23 protein-coding genes are annotated in these 24,782 nt (G+C 71.4%); 17 read left to right on the top strand and 6 right to left on the bottom strand.

What is annotated here, in order from left to right; all coding sequences use genetic code 11:
• The first annotated feature begins 56 nt into the window (after positions 1 to 56).
• A complete protein-coding gene (locus FHX31_RS26360; RefSeq protein WP_184977372.1) occupies positions 57 to 500 on the top strand; it encodes a hypothetical protein in 444 nt (147 codons plus the stop codon).
• A 153-nt stretch (positions 501 to 653) separates the two neighbouring features.
• Here the strand turns inward: FHX31_RS26360 and FHX31_RS26355 are convergent, their stop codons facing one another.
• Positions 654 to 2,288 carry a glycoside hydrolase family 13 protein gene (locus FHX31_RS26355; RefSeq protein ID WP_184977371.1) on the bottom strand — a complete coding sequence of 545 codons (1,635 nt, stop codon included), beginning with the start codon at positions 2,286 to 2,288 and terminating at the stop codon, positions 654 to 656.
• A gap of 265 nt (positions 2,289 to 2,553) precedes the next feature.
• Positions 2,554 to 3,630: a LacI family DNA-binding transcriptional regulator gene (locus tag FHX31_RS26350; protein WP_013473959.1), complete on the bottom strand. Its 1,077-nt coding sequence runs from the start codon at positions 3,628 to 3,630 to the stop codon at positions 2,554 to 2,556.
• 199 nt (positions 3,631 to 3,829) lie between these two features.
• On the opposite strand from FHX31_RS26350, the gene FHX31_RS26345 reads away from it, so the two are divergent.
• The 4 genes from FHX31_RS26345 (at position 3,830) to FHX31_RS26330 (ending at position 9,576) form a co-directional block, all read left to right on the top strand.
• Positions 3,830 to 5,083: a sugar ABC transporter substrate-binding protein gene (locus FHX31_RS26345; RefSeq protein WP_047894583.1), complete on the top strand. Its 1,254-nt coding sequence runs from the start codon at positions 3,830 to 3,832 to the stop codon at positions 5,081 to 5,083.
• Positions 5,083 to 6,726 (top strand): ABC transporter permease subunit, encoded by a 1,644-nt coding sequence (locus FHX31_RS26340; RefSeq protein ID WP_013283973.1) that lies wholly within the window; start codon positions 5,083 to 5,085, stop codon positions 6,724 to 6,726. Before FHX31_RS26345 ends, FHX31_RS26340 begins: the two co-directional genes overlap by 1 nt.
• Complete coding sequence (locus FHX31_RS26335; RefSeq protein WP_013283974.1) at positions 6,723 to 7,622, top strand: sugar ABC transporter permease; 900 nt, start codon at positions 6,723 to 6,725, stop codon at positions 7,620 to 7,622. The genes FHX31_RS26340 and FHX31_RS26335 overlap by 4 nt, the downstream gene beginning before the upstream one ends.
• A gap of 142 nt (positions 7,623 to 7,764) precedes the next feature.
• On the top strand, positions 7,765 to 9,576 hold the full coding sequence (locus FHX31_RS26330) for a glycoside hydrolase family 13 protein (RefSeq protein WP_184977370.1): 1,812 nt from the start codon (positions 7,765 to 7,767) through the stop codon (positions 9,574 to 9,576).
• Here the strand turns inward: FHX31_RS26330 and FHX31_RS26325 are convergent.
• The gene (locus tag FHX31_RS26325; protein ID WP_184975786.1) at positions 9,573 to 10,544 is read right to left on the bottom strand and encodes an IS481 family transposase; all 972 of its coding nucleotides are present in this window, start codon (positions 10,542 to 10,544) and stop codon (positions 9,573 to 9,575) included. The two genes, FHX31_RS26330 and FHX31_RS26325, sit on opposite strands and share 4 nt — an antisense overlap.
• 315 nt (positions 10,545 to 10,859) lie before the next feature.
• Here FHX31_RS26325 and FHX31_RS26320 point away from each other — a divergent pair, with 315 nt between their 5' ends.
• The 8 genes from FHX31_RS26320 to FHX31_RS26285 all read left to right on the top strand — a co-directional run bounded on the left by FHX31_RS26320 (position 10,860) and on the right by FHX31_RS26285 (position 19,993).
• Positions 10,860 to 11,201, top strand: a complete 342-nt coding sequence (locus FHX31_RS26320) for a hypothetical protein (protein WP_013283976.1) — start codon at positions 10,860 to 10,862, stop codon at positions 11,199 to 11,201.
• Between the two features lie 276 nt (positions 11,202 to 11,477).
• Positions 11,478 to 12,548 (top strand): BMP family lipoprotein, encoded by a 1,071-nt coding sequence (locus tag FHX31_RS26315; protein WP_030270517.1) that lies wholly within the window; start codon positions 11,478 to 11,480, stop codon positions 12,546 to 12,548.
• Between the two features lie 121 nt (positions 12,549 to 12,669).
• Entirely contained in the window at positions 12,670 to 14,325 is a 1,656-nt protein-coding gene (locus FHX31_RS26310; RefSeq protein WP_013283978.1) for an ABC transporter ATP-binding protein, read from the top strand.
• A gap of 173 nt (positions 14,326 to 14,498) precedes the next feature.
• Positions 14,499 to 15,686, top strand: a complete 1,188-nt coding sequence (locus tag FHX31_RS26305; RefSeq protein WP_369752228.1) for an ABC transporter permease — start codon at positions 14,499 to 14,501, stop codon at positions 15,684 to 15,686.
• Between the two features lie 2 nt (positions 15,687 to 15,688).
• Complete coding sequence (locus FHX31_RS26300) at positions 15,689 to 16,969, top strand: ABC transporter permease (RefSeq protein WP_013283980.1); 1,281 nt, start codon at positions 15,689 to 15,691, stop codon at positions 16,967 to 16,969.
• 104 nt (positions 16,970 to 17,073) lie between these two features.
• Positions 17,074 to 17,775 (top strand): cytidine deaminase, encoded by a 702-nt coding sequence (locus FHX31_RS26295; RefSeq protein ID WP_013283981.1) that lies wholly within the window; start codon positions 17,074 to 17,076, stop codon positions 17,773 to 17,775.
• A gap of 155 nt (positions 17,776 to 17,930) precedes the next feature.
• Positions 17,931 to 19,211 carry a thymidine phosphorylase gene (locus FHX31_RS26290; RefSeq protein ID WP_013473963.1) on the top strand — a complete coding sequence of 427 codons (1,281 nt, stop codon included), beginning with the start codon at positions 17,931 to 17,933 and terminating at the stop codon, positions 19,209 to 19,211.
• 101 nt (positions 19,212 to 19,312) lie between these two features.
• Positions 19,313 to 19,993, top strand: coding sequence for a DUF4272 domain-containing protein (locus FHX31_RS26285; protein WP_013283983.1), 681 nt, complete (start codon positions 19,313 to 19,315; stop codon positions 19,991 to 19,993).
• A 6-nt stretch (positions 19,994 to 19,999) separates the two neighbouring features.
• Here FHX31_RS26285 and FHX31_RS26280 read toward each other — a convergent pair whose 3' ends face one another.
• Positions 20,000 to 20,851, bottom strand: coding sequence for a putative RNA methyltransferase (locus FHX31_RS26280; RefSeq protein WP_184977369.1), 852 nt, complete (start codon positions 20,849 to 20,851; stop codon positions 20,000 to 20,002).
• A 3-nt stretch (positions 20,852 to 20,854) separates the two neighbouring features.
• A complete protein-coding gene (locus FHX31_RS26275) occupies positions 20,855 to 21,340 on the bottom strand; it encodes a MarR family winged helix-turn-helix transcriptional regulator (RefSeq protein ID WP_091330225.1) in 486 nt (161 codons plus the stop codon).
• Positions 21,341 to 21,397: 57 nt separating this feature from the next.
• Here FHX31_RS26275 and yczE point away from each other — a divergent pair, with 57 nt between their 5' ends.
• The 4 genes from yczE to FHX31_RS26255 are packed head-to-tail and all read left to right on the top strand — an operon-like array spanning position 21,398 to position 24,127.
• Positions 21,398 to 22,018 (top strand): membrane protein YczE, encoded by a 621-nt coding sequence (yczE, locus tag FHX31_RS26270; RefSeq protein WP_184977368.1) that lies wholly within the window; start codon positions 21,398 to 21,400, stop codon positions 22,016 to 22,018.
• Entirely contained in the window at positions 22,006 to 22,581 is a 576-nt protein-coding gene (locus FHX31_RS26265) for an NADPH-dependent FMN reductase (protein ID WP_184977367.1), read from the top strand. Before yczE ends, FHX31_RS26265 begins: the two co-directional genes overlap by 13 nt.
• Entirely contained in the window at positions 22,578 to 23,000 is a 423-nt protein-coding gene (locus FHX31_RS26260; protein WP_145754432.1) for a PPOX class F420-dependent oxidoreductase, read from the top strand. Before FHX31_RS26265 ends, FHX31_RS26260 begins: the two co-directional genes overlap by 4 nt.
• Before the next feature lie 50 nt (positions 23,001 to 23,050).
• Positions 23,051 to 24,127 carry an adenosine deaminase gene (locus tag FHX31_RS26255; protein ID WP_013473969.1) on the top strand — a complete coding sequence of 359 codons (1,077 nt, stop codon included), beginning with the start codon at positions 23,051 to 23,053 and terminating at the stop codon, positions 24,125 to 24,127.
• Here FHX31_RS26255 and FHX31_RS32870 read toward each other — a convergent pair whose 3' ends face one another.
• Positions 24,128 to 24,499: a hypothetical protein gene (locus FHX31_RS32870; RefSeq protein WP_232236649.1), complete on the bottom strand. Its 372-nt coding sequence runs from the start codon at positions 24,497 to 24,499 to the stop codon at positions 24,128 to 24,130.
• Positions 24,500 to 24,782 lie beyond the last annotated feature (283 nt).

The raw sequence follows: 24,782 nt of genomic DNA, 5'->3' as shown, positions 1-24,782 counted from the left end.
GGGAGAGTCCGATGAATGCGTTCCCCGGGCCGATGTGCGGCGACCATGATGGGCCGGTGGGCGCACTCGTGACACTGGACCTGCCGGACGACTCCCCGATCCGGAGTCTGCCGTGGATCATCACGTTCGGCCCGCTCGGTGCCGAGGACGACTGGGAGCCGGTGGTCTGCGGCCCGTACGAGCGACCGCACGCGCTGGCGCTGGCCGAGGCGGTGGTGGCCGACGAGCAGTTGATGGCGGTGGTGGAGCCGCTGCTGCCGGCGCTCACACCGGAGGAGATCCGCGGCGAGATCGCGGCCGCGCAGATCGCCGCCGAGGACGAGGCGGCCGAGATCGACCAGGCGGACCTCTACGGCGACTTCGAGGACGTCATCGACGAGGAACTGGAACGGGCCGCCGAACGCGAGCCGGAGCCCGAGCCGGCGGAGGCGCCCGACCGGGAGGAGATCCGGGCCGGGTTCGCCCGGATCGCCGCGCTGCTCACCGCCAAGGGCGGCTGAGGACGCGCGCGCTCCCCGATGGACGCCGGCCCCCCGGGAGCGGACTCCCGAGGGGCCGGGGCCACCTCACCCCCCACCACAAGGGGTCGGCAGCCCAGCCGCCCGTCGGCGCGGGGCACAACGGACGGCCAGGTCGTTGGCGGGTTACCCGGCTCAGCGCCGTTCGAACCACGCAGCCGCGTCCACCGGCAGGACGTGTCCGTCGCCCCGCTCGGTGAGTTCGGCGCTGGCGACGAGCGGGCGGCCGTAGCCGCTCACAGTCACCTCGGCGCCGCTGATGTTCACCACGCAGGTCACCTCGGAGTCCCCGGCGGTGCGGCGGAACGCCAGGACGCCGGGCTCGGTCTCCAGCCAGGTGATGGCGTCCAGGCCGGCCAGCGCCGGGTGCTCGTGCCGGGTGCGCAGCGCGGTCCGGTACAGCTCCAGCGTCGAGCCGGGCACCCCGGTCTGGGCGGCCACCGACAGCGACCGCCAGGTCGCCGGCGCCGGCAGCCAGCTCAGCTCGCTGCCGTCCGGCCCGAAGCCGTACGGGGGCAGCTCGCCGCCCCACGGGATCGGCACGCGGCAGCCGTCCCGGCTCTCCCCGGTGCGCCGGAACGCCGGGTCCTGACGCAGCTCGTCGGGAAGGTCGAGCACCTCCGGCAGGCCCAGTTCCTCGCCCTGGTAGACGTACGCGCAGCCGGGCAGCGCGAACATCAGCAGCGCGGCGGCACGGGCACGGCGCAGACCGACCTCGCCGTCGCCGTACCGGGTGACGTGCCGCTGCCGGTCGTGGTTGGAGAGCACCCAGGTGGTCGGCGCGCCCACGATCGTGGACTCGGCCAGCGCCGTGTCGATCACCTTGCGGAACGAGTCGGCCGACCAGGTGGCGTCGAGGAAGTCGAAGCTGAACGCCTGGTGCAGCTCGTCCGGGCCGATGTAGCGGGCCAGCCGCTGCGGCGTCTCGGCCCACGCCTCGGCGACCGCCATCCGGCCGCCCGGGTAGCTGTCCAGGATCGGCCGCCAGGCGCGGTAGATGTCGTGCACCTCGTCCTGGTCGAAGTACGGCAGCCGGCCCTTGCCCAGCAGCTCGGACTGGCGCTGGCCGGTGGTCATCGAGTTGAAGCCCACGTCCGGCAGGCCCTCGGCCTTGATCATCCCGTGCGCCACGTCGATCCGGAAGCCGTCCACGCCACGGTCCAGCCAGAAGCGCAGCACGTCCTCGAACTCGGCCCGCACCTCCGGGTGGCGCCAGTTCAGGTCGGGCTGGGCCGGGTCGAACAGGTGCAGGTACCACTGGCCGTCGACCACGCGCGTCCACGCCGGACCGCCGAAGATGCTCTCCCAGTCGTTCGGCGGCAGCTCGCCCTGCTCGCCCTTGCCGTCGGCGAACAGGTAGCGCTCACGCTCCGGCGAACCCGGTCCGGCGGCCAGCGCGGCGGCGAACCACGGGTGCGCGCTGGAGGTGTGGTTCGGCACCATGTCCACGATGATCCGCAGGCCGAGCGCGTGCGCGTCGGTGATCATCTCGTCGAAGTCGGTCAGGTTGCCGAACAGCGGGTCGACGTCGCGGTAGTCGGCCACGTCGTAGCCGGCGTCGACCTGCGGCGAGGTGTAGAACGGCGTCAGCCAGAGCGCGTCCACGCCGAGGTCGCGCAGGTACGGCAGGCGCTGCCGGATGCCCTGGAGGTCACCCACACCATCGGCGTTCGCATCAGCGAAGCTGCGGACGTACACCTGGTAGACGACCGCGGACCGCCACCAGTCGTCGTCGGCGGTGCGTGGGGTGGTGCTGGGGACGGAGGTCATCGGTGTCGATCCCGTTCTGTGGCGGCTTCTGGTGCGGCGCAGGGTGTCTGAGCAGAATGCCGCCATCGCACTGCAAGAGTCAAGCATTCCTTGCGCAAGAAATGACGGCCATCACCCGCCGCTACTCCGGCACCCTCTCCCGAATCCCGGGACACCAACCCACCCTCACCGCCCGCCGACTCCCGTCGATCATGAGGTGACGGCCTTCGTCGCCCGATTTGTCCCCGCCAACCTCATGATCGCCCCCGCTCAAGGGCGGGTGGGGTCAGGCGGGGATGGGGAGGGACGGGGTGGGGGTGGCGGAGCGCTGGCGCTTCGGAGGGTCGGCGGGGCGGGCCACCGCTGTGGAGCCGCGTACCACCAGCTCGGGCCGGAACAGGTACTCCGAGTTCGGGGAGGGGTGGCCGTTGATCTCGTCGACCAGGGCCCGCACCGCGGCCACGGCCATGGCGGCGACCGGCTGGCGCACGGTGGTCAGCGGCGGGTCGGTGAACGCCATCAGCGGGGAGTCGTCGTACCCGACCACGGAGATGTCGCCCGGCACCGACAGCCCGCGCTGGCGGGCGGCCCGGATCGCGCCGAGCGCCATCAGGTCCGAGCCGCAGACCAGCCCGGTCGCGCCGCGCTCGATGAGCCGGCCCGCGGCCGCCTCGCCGCCCTCCACGCCGAACAGCGACAGCTCCGTCAGCTCGGCCAGCTCGTCCTCGCTGATGTCGGTCAGGCGCCCCATCGCGGCCTTGTAGCCGGCGACCTTGCGCTGCACCGGCACGAACCGGTCCGGGCCGGTGATCAGGCCGATCCGGCGGTGCCCGAGCGCGACCAGGTGGGCGACGGCGAGTTCCGCCGACTCGCGGTCGTCGCAGGAGACGAACGGCGCGGGGATGCCGGGGGCGTACCCGTTGATCATGACGATCGGCAGCGGCCGGGCCAGCAGCGTGCGGTAGCGGTCGTGGTCCGCGGCGGTGTCGGCGTGCAGGCCGGAGACGAAGACGATGCCGGAGACCTGCCGGTCGAGCAGCATCTCCACGTACTCGTCCTCGCGGACGCCACCAGGCGTCTGCGTGCAGAGCACCGGCGTGTAGCCGGTGGGGGCGAGCGCGGACTCGATGATCTGGGCGAACGCCGGGAAGATCGGGTTGTCCAGCTCCGGCACGACCAGGCCGACCAGCCCGGCGCTGCGCTTGCGCAGCCGGGCCGGTCGTTCGTAGCCGAGCACATCGAGGGCGGTGAGGACGGCCTGCCGGGTCTCGGGGGCCACACCGGGGCGGTCGTTGAGCACCCGCGACACCGTGGCCTCGCTGACTTCAGCCTGTTGGGCGATGTCGGACAGTCGAGCGCGCATGTGCGGCACTTTAGCCCAACGGCAAAGTCTTGCGTACACTTCTGCAAGCCCTTCCATTCTCTGCAACCTCTTGCTAACGTCCCCGCAACATGCGAGAGCAGCGGCGCAGCACCCCGGCGCCGGTCAGCAAGAACTTTCAGAGGTTTCCACTGGCGGGCCGCCCTTCCCCCGGCGGGCCGCCATGACGACAGGAGTACCGATGCGCATCCGTACCGCGGGTGTGGTCGCCGTCCTCGGCCTGGCGCTCGCCGCCTCCGGCTGTGGTGACAGCGGCAGCGACGACAAGCCGGCCGCCGGCGAGTCCGCCAAGGCGACCGGCGGCAAGCTGGTCATCTGGGCCGACGACAAGCGCACGGCCGCCCTCAAGCCGTTCGCCGAGGAGTTCGGCAAGGAGAACGGCGTGACCGTCGAGGTCCAGGCCGTCTCCAAGGACCTGCAGACCAACTTCGTCACCGCCTCGCAGCAGGGCAGCGGCCCGGACGTCGTGGTCGGCGCGCACGACTGGATCGGCAACCTGGTCCAGAACGGCGCCATCGACCCGGTGCAGCTCCCGGCCGAGCAGAAGTCCGGCTTCAACGAGACCGCCATCAAGGCCGTCACGTTCAACGGCCAGCTCTACGGCGTGCCCTACGCCACCGAGAACGTCGCGCTGATCCGCAACACCGAGCTGGCCCCCGAGGCGCCGAAGACGATCGAGGACCTGGTCGCCGCCGGCAAGAAGCTCAAGGCGGAGAAGAAGGCCAGCGAGATCCTGTGCCTGCAGTCCGGCCAGAACGGCGACGCCTACCACATCTACCCGCTCTACACCTCGGGCGGCGGCTACCTGTTCGGCACCGCGGCGAACGGCGACTACGACCCGAAGGACCTGGGCGTGGGCAAGCCGGAGTCGATCGCTGCCTTCCAGAAGATCGCCAAGCTGGGTGAGAAGGGCGAGGGTGCGCTGAAGCGCTCCATCACCGGCGAGAACTCCATCGCCACCTTCACCGGCAAGAAGTGCGCGTTCCTGGTCTCCGGCCCGTGGGCCGTGGCCGACGCCAAGAAGGCCAACATCGCGTACGACATCTCCCCGGTCCCCGGCTTCGCCGGTGGCAAGGAGGCCCAGCCGTTCGTGGGCGTCCAGGCGTTCTACGTGGCCGCCAAGGGCAAGAACAAGGCCCTGGCCCAGGAGTTCGTCACCAACTACGTGACCAAGCCCGAGCTGGCCGTCGCGCTGTACAAGGCCGAGCCGCGCCCGCCGGCGCTGACCGCCGCCTTCGACCAGGTCAAGGGCGAGGACCCGGACCTGGCCAAGTTCTCCGAGGCCGGCAAGAACGGCCAGGTGCTCCCGGCGATCCCGGCCATGGCCGCGATCTGGGACCCGTTCGGCAAGGCGGAGGCCGCCATCATCGGTGGCGCCGACCCGGCCAAGACGATCACGGCCGCCGGCAAGACCATCCAGGGTCAGATCAAGTAATGAGCGCGCCGCTGTCCGGCCCGGGGTCTGCACCGCAGGCCCCGGGCCGGGAGCCCGTACGCCGTGGGCTCCCGCGCACGTCCCGTACCGCGCGGCAACACGCGCCGATCACCGCGACCGGCCTCGTCGTCAAGGTGGTCCTGCTCGGCCTGGTGGCCGGGATCGCGATCTGGGCGGCCTTCCCGCTCATCGAGGCCGAGCACTGGCTCGCGCTGGGCGTCCTGGCGGTCACCACCGCCGGCCTGTTCTACCTCTACCTGAGCCGCCGGCACATCCCGGCCAAGTACCTGGTCCCCGGCACGCTCTTCCTGATCGCGTTCCAGGTCTTCCCGGTGCTCTACACCGCGAGCACCGCGTTCACGAACTTCGGCGACGGCCACCGCGGCAGCAAGGACGACGCGATCGTCGCCGTGCAGACCGCCTCGGTGAAGCAGGTGCCCGGCTCGACCGAGTACAACCTCACCATCGCCACCAAGGGCGACCCGGCGACCGGCGCCCTGACCTTCCTGCTCAGCGACCCGAAGACCAAGGACGTCTTCGCCGGCGACGCGGACGGGCTGCGCAAGCTCGACGCCGCCGACGTCGAGGTGAGCAGCCTCAGCGGCAAGATCACCGCGGCGGACGGCTACACCCTGCTGAACATCGGGCAGGCCAGCAACCGCAGCGACGCCGTCACCGCGCTCATCGTGCCCACCGACGAGGGCGCCATCCGCTCCAACGGCCTGACCCGGGCGTACGAGGGCAAGGCCATCCGGGCGTACGACGCCGGATGCGACTGCGTCAAGGACAGCGAGACCGGCAGGACGTGGACCGCCGACGAGAAGTCCGGCTCCTTCGTCGCCGCCGACGGCGAGCGCCTCGCCCAGGGCTGGAAGGTCGACGTCGGGCTGAAGAACTTCAGCACCGTGCTCACCAACCCGAACATCTCCGGCCCGTTCTTCGGCACGCTCGCCTGGAACTTCGCGTTCGCGATCGGCTCCACCGGGCTGACGTTCCTGCTCGGCATGGCCATCGCGCTCGCGCTGCACTCACCCCGGATGCGCGGCACCAACCTGTACCGGATGGTGCTGATCCTGCCGTACGCCATGCCGTCGTTCGCCATGCTGCTGATCTGGCGGGACATGTTCAACACCGACTTCGGCCTGCTCAACAACCTGTTCGGGCTGGACGTCGACTGGTTCGGAGGCAACTGGTCGGCCCGGATCGCGGTGCTGCTGGTGCAGCTCTGGCTCGGCTACCCGTACATGTTCCTGGTGGCCACCGGCGCCTTGCAGGCCATTCCGCGGGAGCTGACCGAGGCGACCTCGGTCGACGGCGCGTCGCCCTGGCAGTCGTTCCGGGCGGTCACCCTGCCGCTGCTGCTGGTGGCGCTGTCGCCGCTGCTGATCGCGTCGTTCGCGTACAACTTCAACAACGTCAACGCGATCCTGTTCACCACCGAGGGCGGCCCGTTCGCGCCGGACAACCCGACCAACGGCGCCACCGACCTGCTGATCACCTACACGTACCGGCTCGCGTTCGGCGCACAGGGCGCCGAGTTCGGCCTGGCCGCCACCGTCTCGATCTTCATCTTCGCGATCGTGGCGACGGTGTCGGCGATCAGCTTCCGGCGGACCCGCAAGCAGGAGGAGGTGTACTCGTGACCACCATCGCGGAGACGCCCACGACCACCCGCCGGCCGGCCCGCCGCTCGCGCGGCCGCTGGTTCGCGCAGGTGGGCTGGCGGCACCTGGTCGGAGTGCTGGCGGTGGCGTTCAGCCTCTTCCCGATCCTGTTCGTGATCTCGGCGGCGTTCAACCCGCTCGGCACGCTCTCCTCCACCGAGCTGCTGCCGACCGGGGCGTCGCTGGAGAACTTCACGAACCTGTTCGACAAGACCGCGTTCGGCCACTGGTTCCTCAACTCGCTGCTGCTCGCGGGCGTGGCCAGCTTCGCGTCGATCTTCCTGTCGTCGCTCGCGGCGTACGCGTTCTCCCGGATGCGCTTCGCCGGGCGCCGGGTCGGCCTGCTCGCGCTGCTGCTGATCCAGATGTTCCCGCAGTTCCTGGCGATCGTGGCGATCTTCCTGATCTTCACCACGCTCACCGACCTCTACCCGGTGATCGGGTTCAACACCCCGTGGGGCCTGTTCCTGCTCTACATGGGTGGGGCGCTCGGCGCGAACACCTGGCTGATGAAGGGCTTCTTCGACACGCTGCCGAAGGAGCTGGACGAGTCGGCGACCATGGACGGCGCGTCGCACGTGCAGGTCTTCTTCCGGATCATGCTGCCGCTGGTGGCGCCGATCCTGGCGGTGACCGGCCTGCTCGCGTTCATCGGGTCGATCAACGAGTTCATCATCGCCAACGTGTTCCTCACCGAACCCGAGTCGAAGACCCTCGCGGTCGGCATGTTCGGCCTGGTCGCGGGCGAGCGCAACAACAACTTCGGGATGTTCGCGGCGGGCACGCTGCTCACCGCGATCCCGACGGTGCTGGTGTTCCAACTGCTCCAGCGCTACATCGTCTCCGGACTCACCTCCGGAGCGGTCAAGGGCTGAGCCTCCTCGGCTCACGCTGCGGCAAGGGCGTCGTGTCGGCGTACACCGGAGCGGTTCTCGGGCGGACCGCCGCGGTCGGGTGAACCGACCGCGGCGGGTGCCCGCCCCCTCTCCCTGTCGGTACGACGCGAAAGGCAGCACCATGTCCCTTCAGCCGCACCACGACGGCTCCGCAACCTACGTCCCGGAGCAGGAGCCCGCGCTCGGGCAGACCGTGCCGGTCTTCGTCCGGGTGCCGGCCGGAACCGGCGTCTCCCAGGTACACGTGCGCACCACCGGTGACGGCGAGCCGCGCTTCGCCGAGGCGCGGATCGACCGCACCGAGAACGGCGACGTGTGGTGGCGGGCCGACGTCGAGGTCCGCAACCCGGTCAGCAACTACCGCTTCCTGCTCGACGGCGAACGCGGCACCCGCTGGCTCAACGCCGCCGGCCTGGCCGGACACGACGTGCCGGACAACGGCGACTTCAAGCTGGTCAGCTACGCCCCGCCGCCGGCCTGGGCGCGGGACGCGGTGATCTACCAGATCTTCCCGGACCGGTTCGCCCGCTCGGCCGCCGCCGACGGCCGGACCACGCCGGACTGGGCGATTCCATGCGACTGGGACACCCCGGTCGTCGGCCGCGGCCCGGAGACGCCCCGCCAGTTCTACGGCGGCGACCTCGACGGCGTCACCGAGCACCTGGACCACCTGGACCGGCTCGGCGTCAACACCGTCTACCTCACGCCGGTCTTCCCGGCGCGGTCCAACCACAGGTACGACGCGTCGAGCTTCGACACCGTCGACCCGCTGCTCGGCGGCGACGCGGCGCTGGCCCGGCTCGCCGACGCGGTGCACGCCCGGGGCTGGCGGCTGCTCGGCGACATCACCAGCAACCACACCGGCGACGCCCACGACTGGTTCACCGCCGCCGTCTCCGACGTGAACGCTCCGGAACGCGAGCTGTACTACTTCGACCTGCCCGGCTCGGACTACGAGTCGTGGAACGGGGTGAAGTCGCTGCCGAAGCTGAACTGGGGCAGCGCCGAACTGCGCCGCCGGTTCGCCACCGCCGAGGACTCGCTGCTGCGCCGCTGGCTGCGCCCGCCGTACGGGCTGGACGGCTGGCGGGTCGACGTGGCGAACATGACCGGGCGGCGCGGCGCGGACGCGTACACCCACGAGGTGGCGCGGCTGCTGCGCGAGGTGGTCGCCGAGACCCGGCCGGACGGGCTGCTGCTCGCCGAGCACGGCCACGACCACACAGGTGACCTGGACCGCGACGGCTGGCACGGGACGATGAACTACGTCGGCTTCACCGACCCGGTCTGGTCCTGGCTGCGCCACGGCGACGAGCCGGTGCCGAACTTCCTCGGCACCCCGGGCGGGGTACGGCGGCGCGACGCGGGCGCGGTGCTCGCCACCATGAACACCTACCGGTCGCTGGTGTCCTGGCGGTCGTACACGCACTCGTGGCAGCTGCTCGGCTCGCACGACTCGGCCCGGATCCGCACCGTGGTCGGCGACGCGGCCCGGCAGGAGGTCGCGGCCGGACTGCTCGCCACCATGCCCGGCACGCCTGTGGTCTTCGCCGGGGACGAGCTGGGCCTGACCGGCACGAACGGGGAGGGCTCGCGTACCCCGATGCCGTGGCACCGGCGCCAGAGCTGGGACCGGCGCACGTTCGACGCGTACCGGTCGTTGCTGACGCTGCGCCGCGACGAGCCGGCGCTGCGGCACGGCGGCCTGCGGTGGGTGCACGCGGACGCGGACACCCTGGTCTTCCTGCGCGAGGCGCCCTCGTCGACGGTGCTGGTGCTGGCCCGCCGCGCCCCCGGCACCCCGGTCCGCCTGACCGGCGTGGGAGCCGGAGACAACGTCTACGGCGACGCCCCCGCCCTCCACCCCGACGCCGACAACACGGTGACCCTCCCCGCGGACGGCCCCACGTTCCAGGTCTGGCGCCTGCGCTAGCTGTAATGCCCAGCAGCGTTGTTGACGCGGCTGATGGGTGGTTTGCCGCCGAGCGAGGTGTGGTTGCGGTGGTGGTTGTAGGTGTGCAGCCAGGCGGGTAGAGCGTCAGCGCGTTGCTGGTTGTTGGTGAAGGGTTGGGCGTAGGCCCATTCGTCGCACAGGGTGCGGTTGAAGCGTTCGGCTTTGCCGTTGGTCTGTGGTCGGTAGCGGCGGGTGAAGCGGGCGGTGGCACCGAGGTCGGTCAGGGTCTGGTGCCAGGCTCGGCCGCGGCGGTAGGCCAATGCGTTGTCGGTCATGACGCGTTCGACGCGGGTGATTCCGTGGGTGGCGAAGTGCTCGGCGGCGCGGCGGAGGAAGCCGGCACAGGTGTCGGTCTTCTCGTCGGGGTGGATCTCGGCGTAGGCGAGACGGGTGTGGTCGTCGATGGCGCAGTGCACGTAGTCGAAGCCGACACGGCCGGCGGTGCGGGCACGGCGGTGTTCCAGGCTGTCGCGGCCCAAGATGCGCCAGCCGCCGCCGTCGCGAACCCGGCCGAGTTTCTTGACGTCGACGTGGATCAGCTCGCCGGGCCGGTCGCGCTCGTAGCGGCGGATGAGCTGACCGGTGGGCCGGTCGAGCCAGGCCAGGCGGTGTAGACCGTGCCGCGTCAGAACGGCGTGCACCGTCGAGGCCGGCATCCCGAGCAACGGTCCGAGCCGGCGAGCCCCGAGTTTGCGTTCCTGGCGCAGTTGGCAGACCCGCGCCTCCAACTGGGCGGGCGTCTTGTGTGGCTGGTGGTGAGCCCGGCTGGATCGATCCCGCAGACCAGCGTCGCCCTCGGCCCGCCACCGCTGCAGCCACTTGTAGCCGGTGGCCCGAGAACAGCCCAGTTCCTTCACGACGTGGGCCACCGGCCGACCCTGGTCAACGACACGCGTGATGAGCAGCCGCCGGCCGTGGATGGTCAGCCGGGCATTACGGTGGGCCATGGAGACCTCCGGTTCCGTGTGGGCGTCAGCACCTCACACCTCGCCGGAGGTCTCGCCTCGTCTCAAGCCGCCACGCCGTCAACAACCCTCATGGGCATTACAGCTAGCCCTCGCCCCACCCACCCACTCTCCCGCCCCCCCCCGCGATCTTGCGGTTCCGGCCCGTGGCGCGCGGCATTCGTCCCGGATGCCGGGGCGGTAACTGCAAGATCGCGGGGGAGGGGGCGGGAGGGGGCGGGAGGGCGGGTCACGGTATGACGGCAGGTCGGCGGGGTGACTACTACGAAGCGTCGTTGATGAGGGAGGATGGGCCGCGTGGAAGCTCTTCGACTGATTCTTCTCTACGTCCATCTGATCGGCTTCGCGCTGCTGCTCGGTGGCGCGATCGCCCAGTACGTCACCGGCCGGCTGCGGATCAACGCCGCCATGCTCTGGGGCGCGATCATCCAGATCCTCACCGGCATCGGGCTGTCCGCTCCGCTGCGGGACGGGGACGAGCCGGCCCCGGCGAAACTTGTTACCAAGTTGGTGCTCGCGCTGCTCATCTTCGTCATGGTCTTCTTCTCCCGTAAGCGGGAGACCGTCAACCGTGGCCACTTCCTCGCGATCGTCGGGTTGACGCTGGTCAACGCTGCCGTCGCGGTGTTCTGGCGTTAGTTCGCCAGGAGTCGGGGAAGCTCGGGAAAACGGACGTTCGCGACACCACCGCGCGCGCCTACCGGCATGAGAAGTGACGTGCCCCACCCAAGGGTTACACCGGGGTAACAGACGCTCAACAGTCGTGCACGATTGTCGGCCGGTGGGTGGGCGCGGGCGTACGCTCCCGTCCGTAACGTGGGACGCCGGCGGCACACCGCAGGCCGGCGAAGGGCTGTGCACCGCGCACGACGCGGTGTGCAAGGGGAAGGAGACGTCTTGCGCTCTGTGCGTGGGATGCGGATCGCCTCCGCCATCGTGGCGGGTGGACTCGTGCTGGGCGCTGCCGCGTGTGGTGAGGCTCCGGACGACGACAAGAACGCCGGCGGCGACGGTGGCAAGAAGTTCAGCGCCTGCATGGTGACCGACGTCGGCGGCATCGACGACAAGTCCTTCAACGCCTCGGCCTGGAAGGGCCTCCAGGAGGCGCAGAAGGAGAACGACAAGATCGAGATCAAGAACGTCCAGTCGAAGGCCGAGGCGGACTACGAGGTCAACCTGACCGGGTTCGTCAACCAGAAGTGCGACTTCATCCTGGCCGTCGGTGGCCTGATGTCGGACGCCACCAAGGCGGCGGCTGAGAAGAACCCGAACCAGCAGTTCGGCATCGTCGACGCCAACCCGGGTGTGTCGAACGTCTACCCGATGCAGTTCGACACCGCGCAGGCCGCGTTCCAGGCCGGTTACCTGGCCGCCGGGATGAGCAAGTCCGGCAAGGTCGGCACCTACGGTGGCCTGCCGATCCCGCCGGTCACCATCTTCATGGACGGCTTCGCCGACGGCGTGGCGTACTACAACAAGGCCAAGAGCAAGAACGTCCAGGTTCTGGGCTGGGACAAGGCCGCCCAGAAGGGCTCCTTCGCGAACTCGTTCGAGAAGCAGGACGAGGGCAAGAAGGTCTCCGACGCGCTGGTCGCCCAGGGCGCCGACGTCGTGATGCCGGTCGCCGGTGGCGCCGGTCTCGGCACCACCTCCGCGGCCAAGGCCGCGGGCGGCAAGTACTCGGTCGTCTGGGTGGACATCGACGGCTGCGAGAGTACCCCGGACTGCGGGGTGATCCTGACCACCGTCGTCAAGAACATCCCCGAGGCCGTCAAGGAGGCCGTGGTGAAGGCCGCCGGTGGCGAGAAGCTCCAGTCCACCCCGGGCTTCGTCGGCACGCTGGCCAACACCGGCGTCTCGATCGCCCCGTACCACGACTTCGAGAGCAAGGTCCCCGCGGACCTGAAGGCCGAGGTCGACAAGATCAAGGCGGACATCGCCGCCGGCACCATCACCGTCACCTCGAAGGCCCAGCCGACCAAGTGACGGTCCCGCCGGCCGCCGCGGTGCGATCATCGGCAGCGGGGGCCGGCGGGCACCAGGTTTGACGATCCGGCCGTCCCGGCGCAACGGGGAAGGTACCCCGGCGCCGGGGCGGCCGATCACCTTGAATCCCCCGAACATCCCCACCCGGCGTGGTGGCGGCGCGGCAGGTCGCTACGCTGCACCATCGCTCGCACTCCAGGAGGTTGCGCTGAGACTCGAACTGCGCGGCATCACCAAACGGTTCGGTGATCTGGTCGCCAACGACCACATCGACCTGACGGTGGAGCCTGGAGAGATCCACGCCCTGCTCGGCGAGAACGGCGCCGGCAAGTCGACCCTGATGAACGTGCTCTACGGCCTCTACCAGCCGGACGAGGGCGAGATCCTGGTCGACGGCAAGCCGCTGAAGCTCAAGGGCCCGTCGGACGCGATCGCCGCCGGGATCGGGATGGTGCACCAGCACTTCATGCTGGTACCGGTCTTCACCGTGGCCGAGAACGTGATGCTCGGCGCCGAGCAGGTCAGGGGGCCCTTCGCCGGCATCCTCGACCGCCGGCGTGCCCGGCGCGAGGTCGCCGAGGTCTCCGAGCGGTACAACCTGCGCGTCGACCCGGACGCGGTGATCGAGGACCTGCCGGTCGGCATCCAGCAGCGGGTGGAGATCGTCAAGGCCCTCACCCGCGACGTCGACCTGCTGATCCTCGACGAGCCCACGGCCGTGCTCACGCCGCAGGAGACCGAGGAACTGCTCACCGTCATGCGGTCGCTCAAGGCCGCCGGCAAGTCGATCGTGTTCATCACCCACAAGCTGGGCGAGGTGAAGGCGATCGCCGACCGGATCACGGTGATCCGGCGCGGGAAGACCGTCGGCACCGCCGAGCCGAGCGCCAGCCGGGACGAGCTGGCCGCGCTGATGGTGGGACGCAGCGTCCGGCTGACGGTGGACAAGAAGCCGGGCACCCCCGGCAAGCCGATCCTGGAGGTCGCCGGCCTGGTCGTGGACGACGACCGGCAGGTACGCGCGGTCGACGGCGTCGACCTCACGGTGCACGCCGGCGAGGTGCTCGGCGTGGCGGGCGTGCAGGGCAACGGCCAGACCGAGCTGATCGAGGCGATCATGGGCCTGCGCCCGGTGCTCGCCGGCACGATCAGCCTCGACGGCGAGCCGACGCACGGCTGGTCGACCAAGAAGGTGCTCCGCGCCGGCGTCGGCTACGTGCCGGAGGACCGCAGCGTGGACGGCCTGGTCAAGGAGTTCTCCGTGGCGGAGAACCTGGTGCTGGACATCTACGACCGGCCGCCGTTCGGCAAGGGCCTGTCGCTCAAGCCCGAGGCCATCGCGAAGTCGGCGCGGGAGCGGATCGAGCAGTTCGACGTCCGTACCTCCTCGGCCGACGCGGCGGTCGGCACGCTCTCCGGCGGCAACCAGCAGAAGGTGATCGTGGCCCGGGAGCTGTCCCGGCCGCTGAAGCTCTTCATCGCCGCCCAGCCCACCCGGGGCGTGGACGTCGGCTCGATCGAGTTCATCCACAGCCGGGTCATCCGCGAACGGGACATCGGCACCGCGGTCATGGTGGTCTCCAGCGAACTGGACGAGGTGATCGGCCTGGCCGACCGGATCGCGGTCATGTACCGCGGGCGGATCATCGGCATCGTCGGCCCGGACACCCCGCGTGAGGAGATCGGCCTGCTGATGGCCGGCATCACCCCGGACGCCGCCACCCCGGACGCCGCCACCGCGACCGAGGACGGCCCTGGCAACGAGGACGAGGCATGACCAACCCGAACCCCGTCTCGGGCTCGCCGGACAAGGAACCGGCGACCGAGGCGCAGGAGTCGCTGAGCGAGGCCCGGGCGACGCCGACGCAGCCGGCCGGTGACACCGAGCAGACGGTCCCCGCCACCGCGACCGCGAAGAAGCCGGACCCGGCCGGGGAGTCCCGTCCCAGCATGGGCCGGATGTTCCTGGACAACCTCTGGGCGGCCAACACGCTCACCGTGACAGTGCTCGCGGTGCTGCTGGCGATGGTGGTCGGTGCGGTGCTGATCATCGTGTCCGACCCCGAGGTGCTCGCCACCTACAGCTACATCACCGCCCGTCCCACCGACGCGCTGAACGCCAGCTGGACTGTGGTCAGCGAGGCGTACGCGAACCTGTTCAAGGGCGCGATCTTCGACCCGGACGCGGTCGGCTTCACCGCCGCCATGAGCCCGATCTCGGAGACGCTCACCTACGCCGCGCCGCTCGTCTTCACCGGCCTGTCGGTGGCGCTCGCCTTCCGCGGCGGCCTGTTCAACATCGGCGCCCAGGGCCAGGCGACGATCGCCGTCATCCTGGCCGCCGTGGCCGGCTTCGCGCTGCCGCTGCCGCCCGTCGTGCACCTGCTGGTGGCGCTGATCGCGGGCGCGCTCGGCGGCGCGCTCTGGGGCTTCATCCCCGGCATCCTCAAGGCACGGGCCGGCGCGCACGAGGTGATCAACACGATCATGCTCAACTACGTGGCGGTCTACTTCCTGTCCTGGATCATCGTTCAGAACGGGGTGCAGAACCCGAACCGGGCGGACGCGATCAGCAAGCCGGTCGACTCCACCGCGCAGCTGCCCCGGCTGCTCGGCGAAGACCTGCGGGTGCACGCCGGCATCCTGCTCGCGGTGGCGGCCACCTGGTTCATCGCCTGGCTGCTCAACCGCTCCACGCTCGGCTTCGAGCTGCGGGCCGTGGGCGCGAACCCGGACGCGGCCCGGACCGCCGGCATCAGCGTCACGAAGACGTACGTGCTGGTGATGGTGTTCGCGGGCATGCTGGCCGGTCTCGGCGGCTCGACCATGGTGCTCGGCACCACCGCCACCGCGCTGACCCCGCTGGTGATCGCGCAGATCGGCTTCGACGGCATCCTGGTCGCGCTGCTCGGCCGCGTGAAGCCGTGGGGCGTGCTGCTGGCCGCGCTGCTGTTCGGCGCGCTCCAGGCCGGCGGCAACCGGATGCAGTCGTACTCCGGCATCTCGCTGGAACTGGTCACCGTGCTCCAGGCGCTCATCGTCATCTTCATCGCCGCGCCTGCCCTGGTGAAGACGATCTTCCAGCTCCGGGCGGCCCGCGCCGCCCGGTTGCAGACGAGCCTCGCGAAGGGCTGGTGAGCATGTCCACCACCGCTGTCCCCGAGGTCGCCGTTACCGCGGTCGACGAGGGTTTCTGGACCCGCAACCGGAAGATCGGCGCGGTCCTGCTGGCGCTCGGTGTGCTCGCGGCGGTGCTGTTCGGCGCGCTCGCGACCGACCAGCACGCGCGGTTCACGCTCAGCGAGACCGAGGGCGGGGCCGCCCTGGAGATCAACGGTACGGTCGGCGCGATCCTGTTCGGGCTGATCACCGCCGCGGCCGGAGGCGCCCTGCTGGCCGGTGTGCCGAAGCGCTGGTTCACGCTGCTGCTCGGCGCCGGGCTGGTCGCCTTCGTGCTGAGCTTCCTGTGCTGGCAGGTCTCGGCCGCGCCCGAGGGCCGCAACTTCATGCCGCTGGTGAACGTCGTCCGCGGCACGTTCATCCTGGCCCTGCCGCTGATCTTCGGCGCGCTCGCCGGTGTGCTCTGCGAGCGTTCCGGCGTGGTGAACGTGGCGATCGAGGGCCAGCTCCTGATGGGCGCCTTCTCCGGCGCGCTGTTCGGCAGCATGTCCGGCAGCGTCTGGGTGGGCCTGGTGGCCGCCGCCATCGGTGGCGCGTTCATCTCGTTCCTGCTGGCCGTGTTCTCCATCCGCTATCTGGTCGACCAGGTGGTCATGGGCATCGTGCTCAACCTGCTCGCGGTCGGCATCACCGGCTTCCTGTACGAGCGGCTGATGCAGACCGACGCGGCGAAGTACAACAGCGCGCCCCGGTTCGGCAACTGGGAGATCCCGCTGCTGTCCGACATCCCGCTGCTCGGTCCGGCGCTGTTCCGGGGCAACATCTTCCTCTACGTCGGCCTGCTGCTGGTGCTCGTCATCCACCTGGCGCTGTTCCGTACCCGGTGGGGCCTGCGGACCCGCTCGGTCGGCGAGCACCCGACCGCCGCGGACACGCTGGGCGTGAAGGTGCTGCGGCTGCGCTACCGCAACGTGATCCTGGCCGGTCTGGTGGCAGGCGTCGGCGGCGCCTCGTACACGCTGGCGCTCTACTCGTTCACCAAGAACATGATCGGCGGTAAGGGCTTCATCGCCCTGGCCGCGCTGATCTTCGGCCGGTGGAGCCCGACCGGCGCGCTGCTGGCGGCGCTGTTCTTCGGCTTCGCCGACCAGCTCGCCACCTACCTGGGCGCGATCGGCAGCAGCATCCCGAGCCAGTTCCTGGCGATGCTGCCGTACCTGGCGACGATCCTGGCCGTGGCCGGGCTGGTCGGCAAGGTCCGGGCGCCGGCCGCCGACGGCAAGCCGTACATCAAGGGCTGACCGCCCGCCGCGACACCGTGCCCGGCGGGGGGACCCGCCGGGCATCGTCGTCTCCGGCCGCACCCGCGACCGATCGGCGTTGATTGGGCAGAATGGGGGTTGTGATGGAGATCGACTGGGAGCGGCTGCGTACCGCCGCCACCGAGGTCATGCGGCACGCCTACGTGCCGTACTCGAAGTTCCCGGTGGGTGCCGCCGCGCTCGTCGACGACGGCCGGGTCGTGGTCGGCTGCAACGTGGAGAACGCCGGCTACGGCGTCACGCTCTGCGCCGAGTGCGGCGTGGTCTCGCAACTGCACGCGACCGGCGGAGGCCGGATCGTGGCGCTGTCCTGCGTCGACGCCACCGGTGAGCCGCTGATGCCGTGCGGCAGGTGCCGGCAGCTGCTCTGGGAGCAGGGCGGGCCGGAGTGCCTGGTCGAGGCGAAGGGCGGACCGCTGCGGATGGCGGAGCTGCTGCCGCACGCCTTCGACGTGGCCGACATCGAGGCGGTGACCGGCGAGCACCCGGTGCCCGTGGTGCCGGACCGGCTGGCCGCCTGGCGGGGCCGGGGCACCGTGTTCGTGCACCCCGACCTGTCGGCCGGGCAGCAGGTCTGGACGACGTACTGGGAGCGGTCGTCCGGTGAGACCGAGGACGCCGAGACCGGCGTGCTGGAGGAGGGGTCGACCTGGGACGACCCGGCCGAGGCGATCGCGTGGGGGCTGGCGCGGACGCCGCGCGTGGTCGTGGTGGACGCGTCGGGGACGATCTTCTGGGCTGGTGAGGGTGAGCCTCCTACGGAGATTCCGGTCCGCTGGGGTTGAGTCGGGGTTGCGGTTGGGGCCTGGGCCGACCGTGCCCGGCTCCGGGCGGCCAGGCTTGATCCCTCCGCCGGGCACGGTCGGCCCCGGCCGGACCTGGTCACCGTTCGCGGGGGCGTGGCCGTGGCGATTGTTGATCTATTGATGGGAACTCAAAGGTGAGTGCTTTTACGGCGGTTGACGTCATCCGGGCGAAGCGGGACGGGGGTGTGCTGAGCGACGGGCAGATCGACTGGGTGGTCGACGCGTACACCAAGGGTCTGGTCGCCGACGAGCAGATGTCGGCGCTGGCCATGGCGATCCTGCTGCGCGGCATGACCGCCCCGGAGATCGCCCGGTGGACCGCCGCCATGATCGCCAGCGGCGAGCGGCTCGACCTGTCGCCGGTGTCCCGGCCGACGGTGGACAAGCACTCCACCGGCGGCGTCGGCGACAAGATCACCCTGCCGCTGACCCCGCTGGTGGCCGCGTGCGGCGCGGCGGTGCCGCAGCTGTCCGGCCGGGGCCTGGGCCACACCGGCGGCACGCTGGACAAGCTGGAGTCGATCCCGGGCTGGCGGGCGGCGCTGACCAACGACGAGTTCATCGCCCAGCTCCGCGACGTGGGCGCGGTTATCTGCGCGGCCGGCGACGGGCTCGCCCCGGCCGACCGCAAGCTGTACGCGTTGCGCGACGTCACCGGCACCGTCGAGGCGATCCCGCTGATCGCCAGCTCGATCATGAGCAAGAAGATCGCCGAGGGGACCGGCGCGCTGGTGCTCGACGTGAAGGTCGGCTCCGGCGCGTTCATGAAGAACGTCGACGACGCCCGCGAGCTGGCCCGCACCATGGTCGAGCTGGGCGGCGCGCACGGCGTACGGACGGTCGCCCTGCTCACCGACATGTCCACTCCGCTCGGCCTCGCAGTGGGCAACGCGGTCGAGGTGACCGAGTCGGTGGAGGTGCTCGCCGGTGGCGGTCCGGCCGACGTGGTGGAGCTGACGCTGGCACTGGCCCGGGAGATGCTCGACGCGGCCGGGCTGCCGGACGCCGACCCGGAGGCGGCACTGCGGGACGGCCGGGCGATGGACTCCTGGCGCACGATGATCCGGGCGCAGGGCGGTGACCCGGACGCCCCGATGCCCACCGCGAACGAGGTCGAGCTGGTCACCGCGACCGAGGACGGCTGGGTCGCCGACATCGACGCGTACGCGATCGGGGTGGCCGCGTGGCGTCTCGGCGCGGGCCGGGCCCGCAAGGAGGACCCGGTGAGCATCCCGGCCGGCGTGGTGCTGCACAAGCGCCGCGGTGACCGGGTGCGTGTCGGCGACCCGCTGTTCGAGCTGCGGGCCGAGCACGCCGAGCGGATGCCCGCCGCGCTGGACGAGGCGCGCCGCGCGGTGCGGGTGGCACCGGACGCGCCGGACGCGACGCCTCTGGTCGTCGAGCGGATCGGCTGACCGGGACCGGCCATGGTGCCGGCCCGGCCGGAGCCGCTATCCTCCCAGGCCAGGGGGGATCGGCCGGCGACGAGCCGAGGTGAGCAGACAGGGGCTTGACCGTGCGCGTACCCGCTCCCGATCCCCGGGCCGTCCGGGAGGCGAGCCTGGACGAGTTGTCCCGGCTGGGTCTTCCGCTGCCGCCGCCGCAGTTCCCGCTGGTGTGGGAGCCGGGCGACGAGATCGAGCTGCGTCCGACCCCGGAGATCGAGGCCCGGATCGCGGTGCTGCACGTGATCCTGGCCCGTTGCTTCGGGATGCCCGCCCGGGCGGCGATGGGCTGGCTGCTGGAGTCGCACCTGGTCGACTCGGTGACGCCGCCGGAGTGGCAGTTCGTGATGGGCGGCCGGGGCGACCACAGGTCGTTCGTGCTGCACCACGACGCCTTGTTCTCGCTGGCCTGGGTGCTCGGGCTGGCCAAGGAACTGGACCCGACGGTGCCGGTGGACGAGCGGCTGGTCGAGCGGATGCCGAACCTGGTGGCGGGGGAGACGTTCGGCCAGTGGCGGGCCCGGATCCTGGCCGCGCCGCAGCATCCCGGTGACGCCGCGGCGCTGTTGGACCTGCACTACTGCCTCGACTGGGCGTACCTGGAGACCGAGAAGGCGGGTGGCGCGCTGCCGGGGCTGGTGGACGCCAACGCGATCGGGCAGCGCCGGTGGGCGCTGGAGTGGGCGGTGGTGCTGCGCGGGCCGTACCACGACGAGCCGCCGGGCTGGGAAGAGGTCGACCTCTCCACCTGAGCCGGGTCAGCGCGGGCGGTGCACGCCGAGCCGGACGGAGAGCGTGACCGGCACCGGCTCGGGCAGCGCGGCGATGCGCGCGGCGAGCCGTCGCGGGTCGGCGTGCCAGGCGCTCGGTCCCATCCCGACGAGTGTGCTGACCTCGGCGCGGGTCAGCGCGAGCCGGGCCCGGTGCCCGGTCGCGGACTCCTCGGCGAAGTGGGCGCCGAGGCTGCCGGCGACCCGGTCGGCCTTGTCCGGGTCGACCCGCAGCAGGTCCAGCGCGTCGACGAGTTCGGTCAGGTGGTCGGCGGCCGGGGTGACCACCAGCAGCGCGCCGCCCGGGTCGAGCACCCGGTGGAACTCCGGGCCGTTGCGCGGCGCGAACACGTTCAGCAGCACTGAGGTGGACCGGTCGGCCAGGGGCAGCCGCTGCCAGGTGTCGGCGAGCGCGGCGGCGGCCCGCGAATGCGCCCGGGCCGCGCGGCGCAGCGCCGGCTTGGAGACGTCCAGGGCCAGGCCGGCGGCCTCAGGCAGCGCCGCCAGCACCGCCGCGAGGTAGTGCCCGGTCCCGGCGCCGGCATCCACGACCAGGGGGTACGCGTCGGAGCCCGCGACGCGTACCGCTGTGGTCGCCAGCGCGGCGGCGACGGCGTCGTAGTGGCCGGCGGCGAGGAAGCCGGCGCGGGCGGCGACCATCTCGGCGCTGTCCCCGCTGTGCGGGGCGCGGCCGGCGAGCAGGTTCACGTATCCCTGCCGAGCGATGTCGAAGCTGTGCCCGCGCGGGCAGCGCAGCGCGCGTGCGGTGCCGGCGGTGGTCTCGGTGAGCGGCTCGGCACAGACCGGGCAGCGCAGCCGGGCGAGGATGCGATCGTCCACGGCTCAGTGCTCCGTCTCGGGTCGGCCGGTGAGGCGGCCGGTGAGGTGGTCGATCACCCGCTGGCTGAGCGTGCCGAGCGCGGCCACCTCGGCCGGGGTGAGCCGGTCGATCAGGTGCCGGCGGACGGCCGCCACGTGCCCGGGTGCGGCGGCCTCGACGGCCCGGCGTCCGGCCGGGGTGAGCACGACGACCGAGCCGCGGCCGTCGGTGGCGCACTCCTCCCGGGTGACCAGGCCGCGTTGCTGCATGCGGGAGATGTGGTGGGACAGGCGGCTGCGGGACCAGAGCATCCGGTCGGCGAGTTCGCTGAGCCGCAGCCGCTGCTCCGGGGTCTCGGACAGGTCGCTCAGGACGTCGTAGTCGGGCTCGGAGAGGCCGGCGTCCTGCATCAGCTCCCGGGCCAGTTCCAGGTCGAGCAGGCGGCGCATGCGGCGGTAGCCGCGCCAGGCGCGGTCCTCCTGCTCGTCCAGCCAGCGCGGTTCGTCCATGCGCCGATCGTACCGGTGTTGTTGACATGTCACCAAGTTGCGGCCTAGGTTGATGACATGTCAACCAAACTGCGGTCCCGGCTGGTACGGCTGTTCGCCGGCCTGGCCCTGTTCGGCGTCAGCGTCGCGCTGATGGTCCGCGCCGACCTCGGGCTCGCGTCCTGGGACGTGCTGCACCAGGGCCTCGCCGACCGCACCGGCCTGCCGATGGGCCTGCTGGTCAACGGCGTGGCGCTGCTGGTGCTGCTGCTGTGGATCCCGCTGCGGCAGCGGCCGGGCGTCGGCACCGTGGCGAACGTCGCGCTCGTCGGCCTGGCCCTCGACGCCACGCTGGCGCTCCTGCCGCCGGTCGCCCCGCTCGCCGGCCGGATCGGCCTGCTGGTCGCGGGCGTCCTGCTCAACGGCCTCGCCACCGCGCTCTACCTCGGCGCCCGTCTCGGCCCCGGCCCGCGGGACGGGCTGATGACCGGCCTGGCCGCCCGCGGCCTGCCGCTCGGCCCGGCCCGCACCGCGATCGAGGTGACGGTGCTGGCCGTCGGCTGGCTGCTCGGCGGCGCCGTCGGCCCCGGCACCCTGCTCTACGCGATCGGCATCGGGCCGATCGTCGCCTGGTTCGTTCCCCGGCTCACCGCCCCGGCCCCCGTCCCGACAGGAGTGACCTCGCCATGCCCCGCCTGACCGTCGTCGTCGCCAGCACCCGCCCCGGCCGGGTCGGCCGCCGCATCGGTGACTGGTTCACCGCCGCCGCCGTCCGCCACGCCGGCTTCGACGAGGTACGCCTCCTCGACCTGGCCGAGGTCGACCTGCCCTTCCACGACGAGCCGCACCACCCGTCCGAGCGGGTCTACCTGCACGAGCACACCCGCGCCTGGAGCGCCGAGATCGACGCCGCGGACGCCTTCGTCCTGGTCATGCCGGAGTACAACTACGGCTTCAGCGCGCCGCTGAAGAACGCGATCGACTACCTCTATTACGAGTGGCAGCACAAGCCCGTGGGCTTCGTCAGCTACGGCATGACCTCCGGGGGCCTGCGCGCGGTGCAGATGATCAAGCAGGTGGTGACCACGCTGAACATGACCCCGGTCAACGACCAGGTGGTCGTCTTCCTGCGGCAGGCGCTGGACGAGGCGGGCGAGCTGCAACCCGACCCCGGCCGGGAGGAGGCCGCCGCGCTCATGCTGGATCAGCTCGCCCGGCTGGCCGCCGCGCTCGCGCCGCTGCGAACCGAGGTGGCGCGGTGAGCGCGGTGAGCGCCCGGCTCTGGGAACTGTTCGGTGAGCGCGGGCGCGGAGTGCTCGTCACGCTGCGCCGGGACGGCCGCCCCCAGCTGTCCAACCTCGACTACCTGGCCGAGCCGGGCCTGATCCGCTGCTCCACCACCGGCGACCGGGCCAAGGTGCGCAACCTGCGCCGCGACCCCCGGGCGAGCTTCCACGTGACCACCGCCGACGGCGGGGCGTACGCGGTCGCCGAGGGCACCGTGACGCTCACCCCGCCCGCTGCGGCCACCGACGACGCGACCGTCGACGAGCTGGTCGAGGTGTACCGGCGGATCCGCGGCGAGCACCCGGACTGGACCGACTACCGGGCCGCCATGGTGGCCGACGGGCGGGTGGTCCTGCGGCTCGCGGTGGAGCGGGTGTACGGCTGGCGGCCCTGACCGGGCCGGTCCACCGCCGCGCCCGTACCGGGGGTGACTAGGGTCTGAGCATGGTCGCAATCTCGTACGAGGACATCGTCAAGGTCCCGAAGGCGCTGCTGCACGATCACCTCGACGGCGGCCTGCGGCCCGCGACGATCGTCGAGCTGGCCGCCGAGGTCGGCCACGAACTGCCCACCACGGACCCGGCGGCGCTCGGCGTCTGGTTCACCGAGGCGGCGAACTCCGGATCGCTGGAGCGCTACCTGGAGACGTTCGCGCACACGGTGGCGGTCATGCAGACCCCTGCCGCGCTGCGCCGGGTGGCCCGCGAGTGCGCGCTGGACCTGGCCGCCGACGGCGTGGTCTACGCCGAGGTGCGGTTCGCGCCGGAGCAGCACCTGGAGCAGAACCTGACCCTGGACGAGGTGGTCGACGCGGTGGTCACCGGGTTCCGGGAGGGCAGCGCGCTGGCCGCCGAGGCGGGCACCCCGATCCGGATCGGCACGCTGCTCACCGCGATGCGGCACGCGGCCCGCTCGCAGGAGATCGCCGAGCTGGCCGTGCGGCACCGCGACACCGGGGTGGTCGGGTTCGACATCGCCGGCGCCGAGGCGGGCTTCCCGCCCACCCGGCACCTGGACGCGTTCGAGTACCTCCAGCGGGAGAACTTCCACTTCACCATCCACGCGGGTGAGGCGTTCGGCCTGCCGTCCATCTGGCAGGCGATCCAGTGGTGCGGCGCCGACCGGCTCGGCCACGGCGTCCGCATCGTCGACGACATCACCCCGGGCAACCCGCCGGTGCTGGGCCGGCTGGCCGCGTACGTGCGGGACAAGCGCATCCCGCTGGAGCTGTGCCCGTCGTCGAACGTGCAGACCGGCGCCGCGGCCTCGATCGCCGACCACCCGATCGGGCTGCTGCGTGACCTGCGGTTCCGGGTGACTGTGAACACCGACAACCGGCTGATGAGCGGCACCTCGATGTCGCGGGAGATGGCGCTGCTGGTGGAGGCCTTCGGCTACGGCTGGAAGGAACTCCAGTGGTTCACCATCAACGCGATGAAGAGCGCGTTCATCCCGTTCGACGAGCGGCTGCGGATCATCGACGAGGTGATCAAGCCGGCGTACGCCGAGCTGATCGGCTGATCACGACTGGCGGGGGTGGCCGGAGAGCAGTGCGGCCACCCCGCGCAGCACCTGCCCGGCCCGGGCCGCCTCGGCGCCCAGCCCGGTCTGCCGGCGCAGCACGGCCGGCTCGGCGCGCAGCAGCGCGACCCCGCGCCGGAGCAGCACCCGGGGCGCCTTGCGCTGCTCGGCGAGATCCCGGGCGAGGCGGCGCAGGAACGTCGCGCCGCGCGGGCGGCGCAGCGCGTACGCACCGGCGAGCAGGCCCAGTCGCCGGCACTCGGCCACGATCTCGGCCGCGAAGATCCCCTCGGCGACGAAGATTGGCGATCCGTCGACATCGAATGGCCGGGTGGCTACTCGACGGTCTGCGCCGATCGCATAAACCGGCACTTCGGCCTTGCCCTCACGAGCCAGTCGGGCGATTGTTTGCACCGCCGTGTCCGAATCCCAGGACAAGGGGGACTCCCAGTCCACCTGTCCGTTTCGACGCGGACACGTAGGGTCATCGCCGTCCTTGTAGAAGTCGTCCAGGCAGAGCACCGGAAGTCCGGTTCGCTGGGCTATGTATGACTTTCCGGACCCGGAGGGGCCGGCGAGCAGGACGACGCGGTGCGGGTGTTCCATTACCTTCAGTGACTCCGGCCAGACGGATTGCTATCAAATTGCATCAACA

This window comes from Micromonospora sp. CNZ286, assembly GCF_014207755.1.
Note: the sequence above shows the minus strand (reverse complement) of the source record. Positions and strands in the feature narration are given on the sequence as shown.

Bases quoted from the DNA above. Each gene is read 5' to 3' on its own strand.
- FHX31_RS26355 (WP_184977371.1), bottom strand. From the start codon at position 2,288: ATGACCTCCGTCCCCAGCACCACCCCACGCACCGCCGACGACGACTGG.
- FHX31_RS26350 (WP_013473959.1), bottom strand. From the start codon at position 3,630: ATGCGCGCTCGACTGTCCGACATCGCCCAACAGGCTGAAGTCAGCGAG.
- FHX31_RS26345 (WP_047894583.1), top strand. From the start codon at position 3,830: ATGCGCATCCGTACCGCGGGTGTGGTCGCCGTCCTCGGCCTGGCGCTC.
- FHX31_RS26340 (WP_013283973.1), top strand. From the start codon at position 5,083: ATGAGCGCGCCGCTGTCCGGCCCGGGGTCTGCACCGCAGGCCCCGGGC.
- FHX31_RS26330 (WP_184977370.1), top strand. From the start codon at position 7,765: ATGTCCCTTCAGCCGCACCACGACGGCTCCGCAACCTACGTCCCGGAG.
- FHX31_RS26325 (WP_184975786.1), bottom strand. From the start codon at position 10,544: ATGGCCCACCGTAATGCCCGGCTGACCATCCACGGCCGGCGGCTGCTC.
- FHX31_RS26315 (WP_030270517.1), top strand. From the start codon at position 11,478: ATGCGGATCGCCTCCGCCATCGTGGCGGGTGGACTCGTGCTGGGCGCT.
- FHX31_RS26305 (WP_369752228.1), top strand. From the start codon at position 14,499: ATGGGCCGGATGTTCCTGGACAACCTCTGGGCGGCCAACACGCTCACC.
- FHX31_RS26300 (WP_013283980.1), top strand. From the start codon at position 15,689: ATGTCCACCACCGCTGTCCCCGAGGTCGCCGTTACCGCGGTCGACGAG.
- FHX31_RS26295 (WP_013283981.1), top strand. From the start codon at position 17,074: ATGGAGATCGACTGGGAGCGGCTGCGTACCGCCGCCACCGAGGTCATG.
- FHX31_RS26275 (WP_091330225.1), bottom strand. From the start codon at position 21,340: ATGGACGAACCGCGCTGGCTGGACGAGCAGGAGGACCGCGCCTGGCGC.
- yczE (WP_184977368.1), top strand. From the start codon at position 21,398: ATGTCAACCAAACTGCGGTCCCGGCTGGTACGGCTGTTCGCCGGCCTG.
- FHX31_RS26265 (WP_184977367.1), top strand. From the start codon at position 22,006: ATGCCCCGCCTGACCGTCGTCGTCGCCAGCACCCGCCCCGGCCGGGTC.
- FHX31_RS26255 (WP_013473969.1), top strand. From the start codon at position 23,051: ATGGTCGCAATCTCGTACGAGGACATCGTCAAGGTCCCGAAGGCGCTG.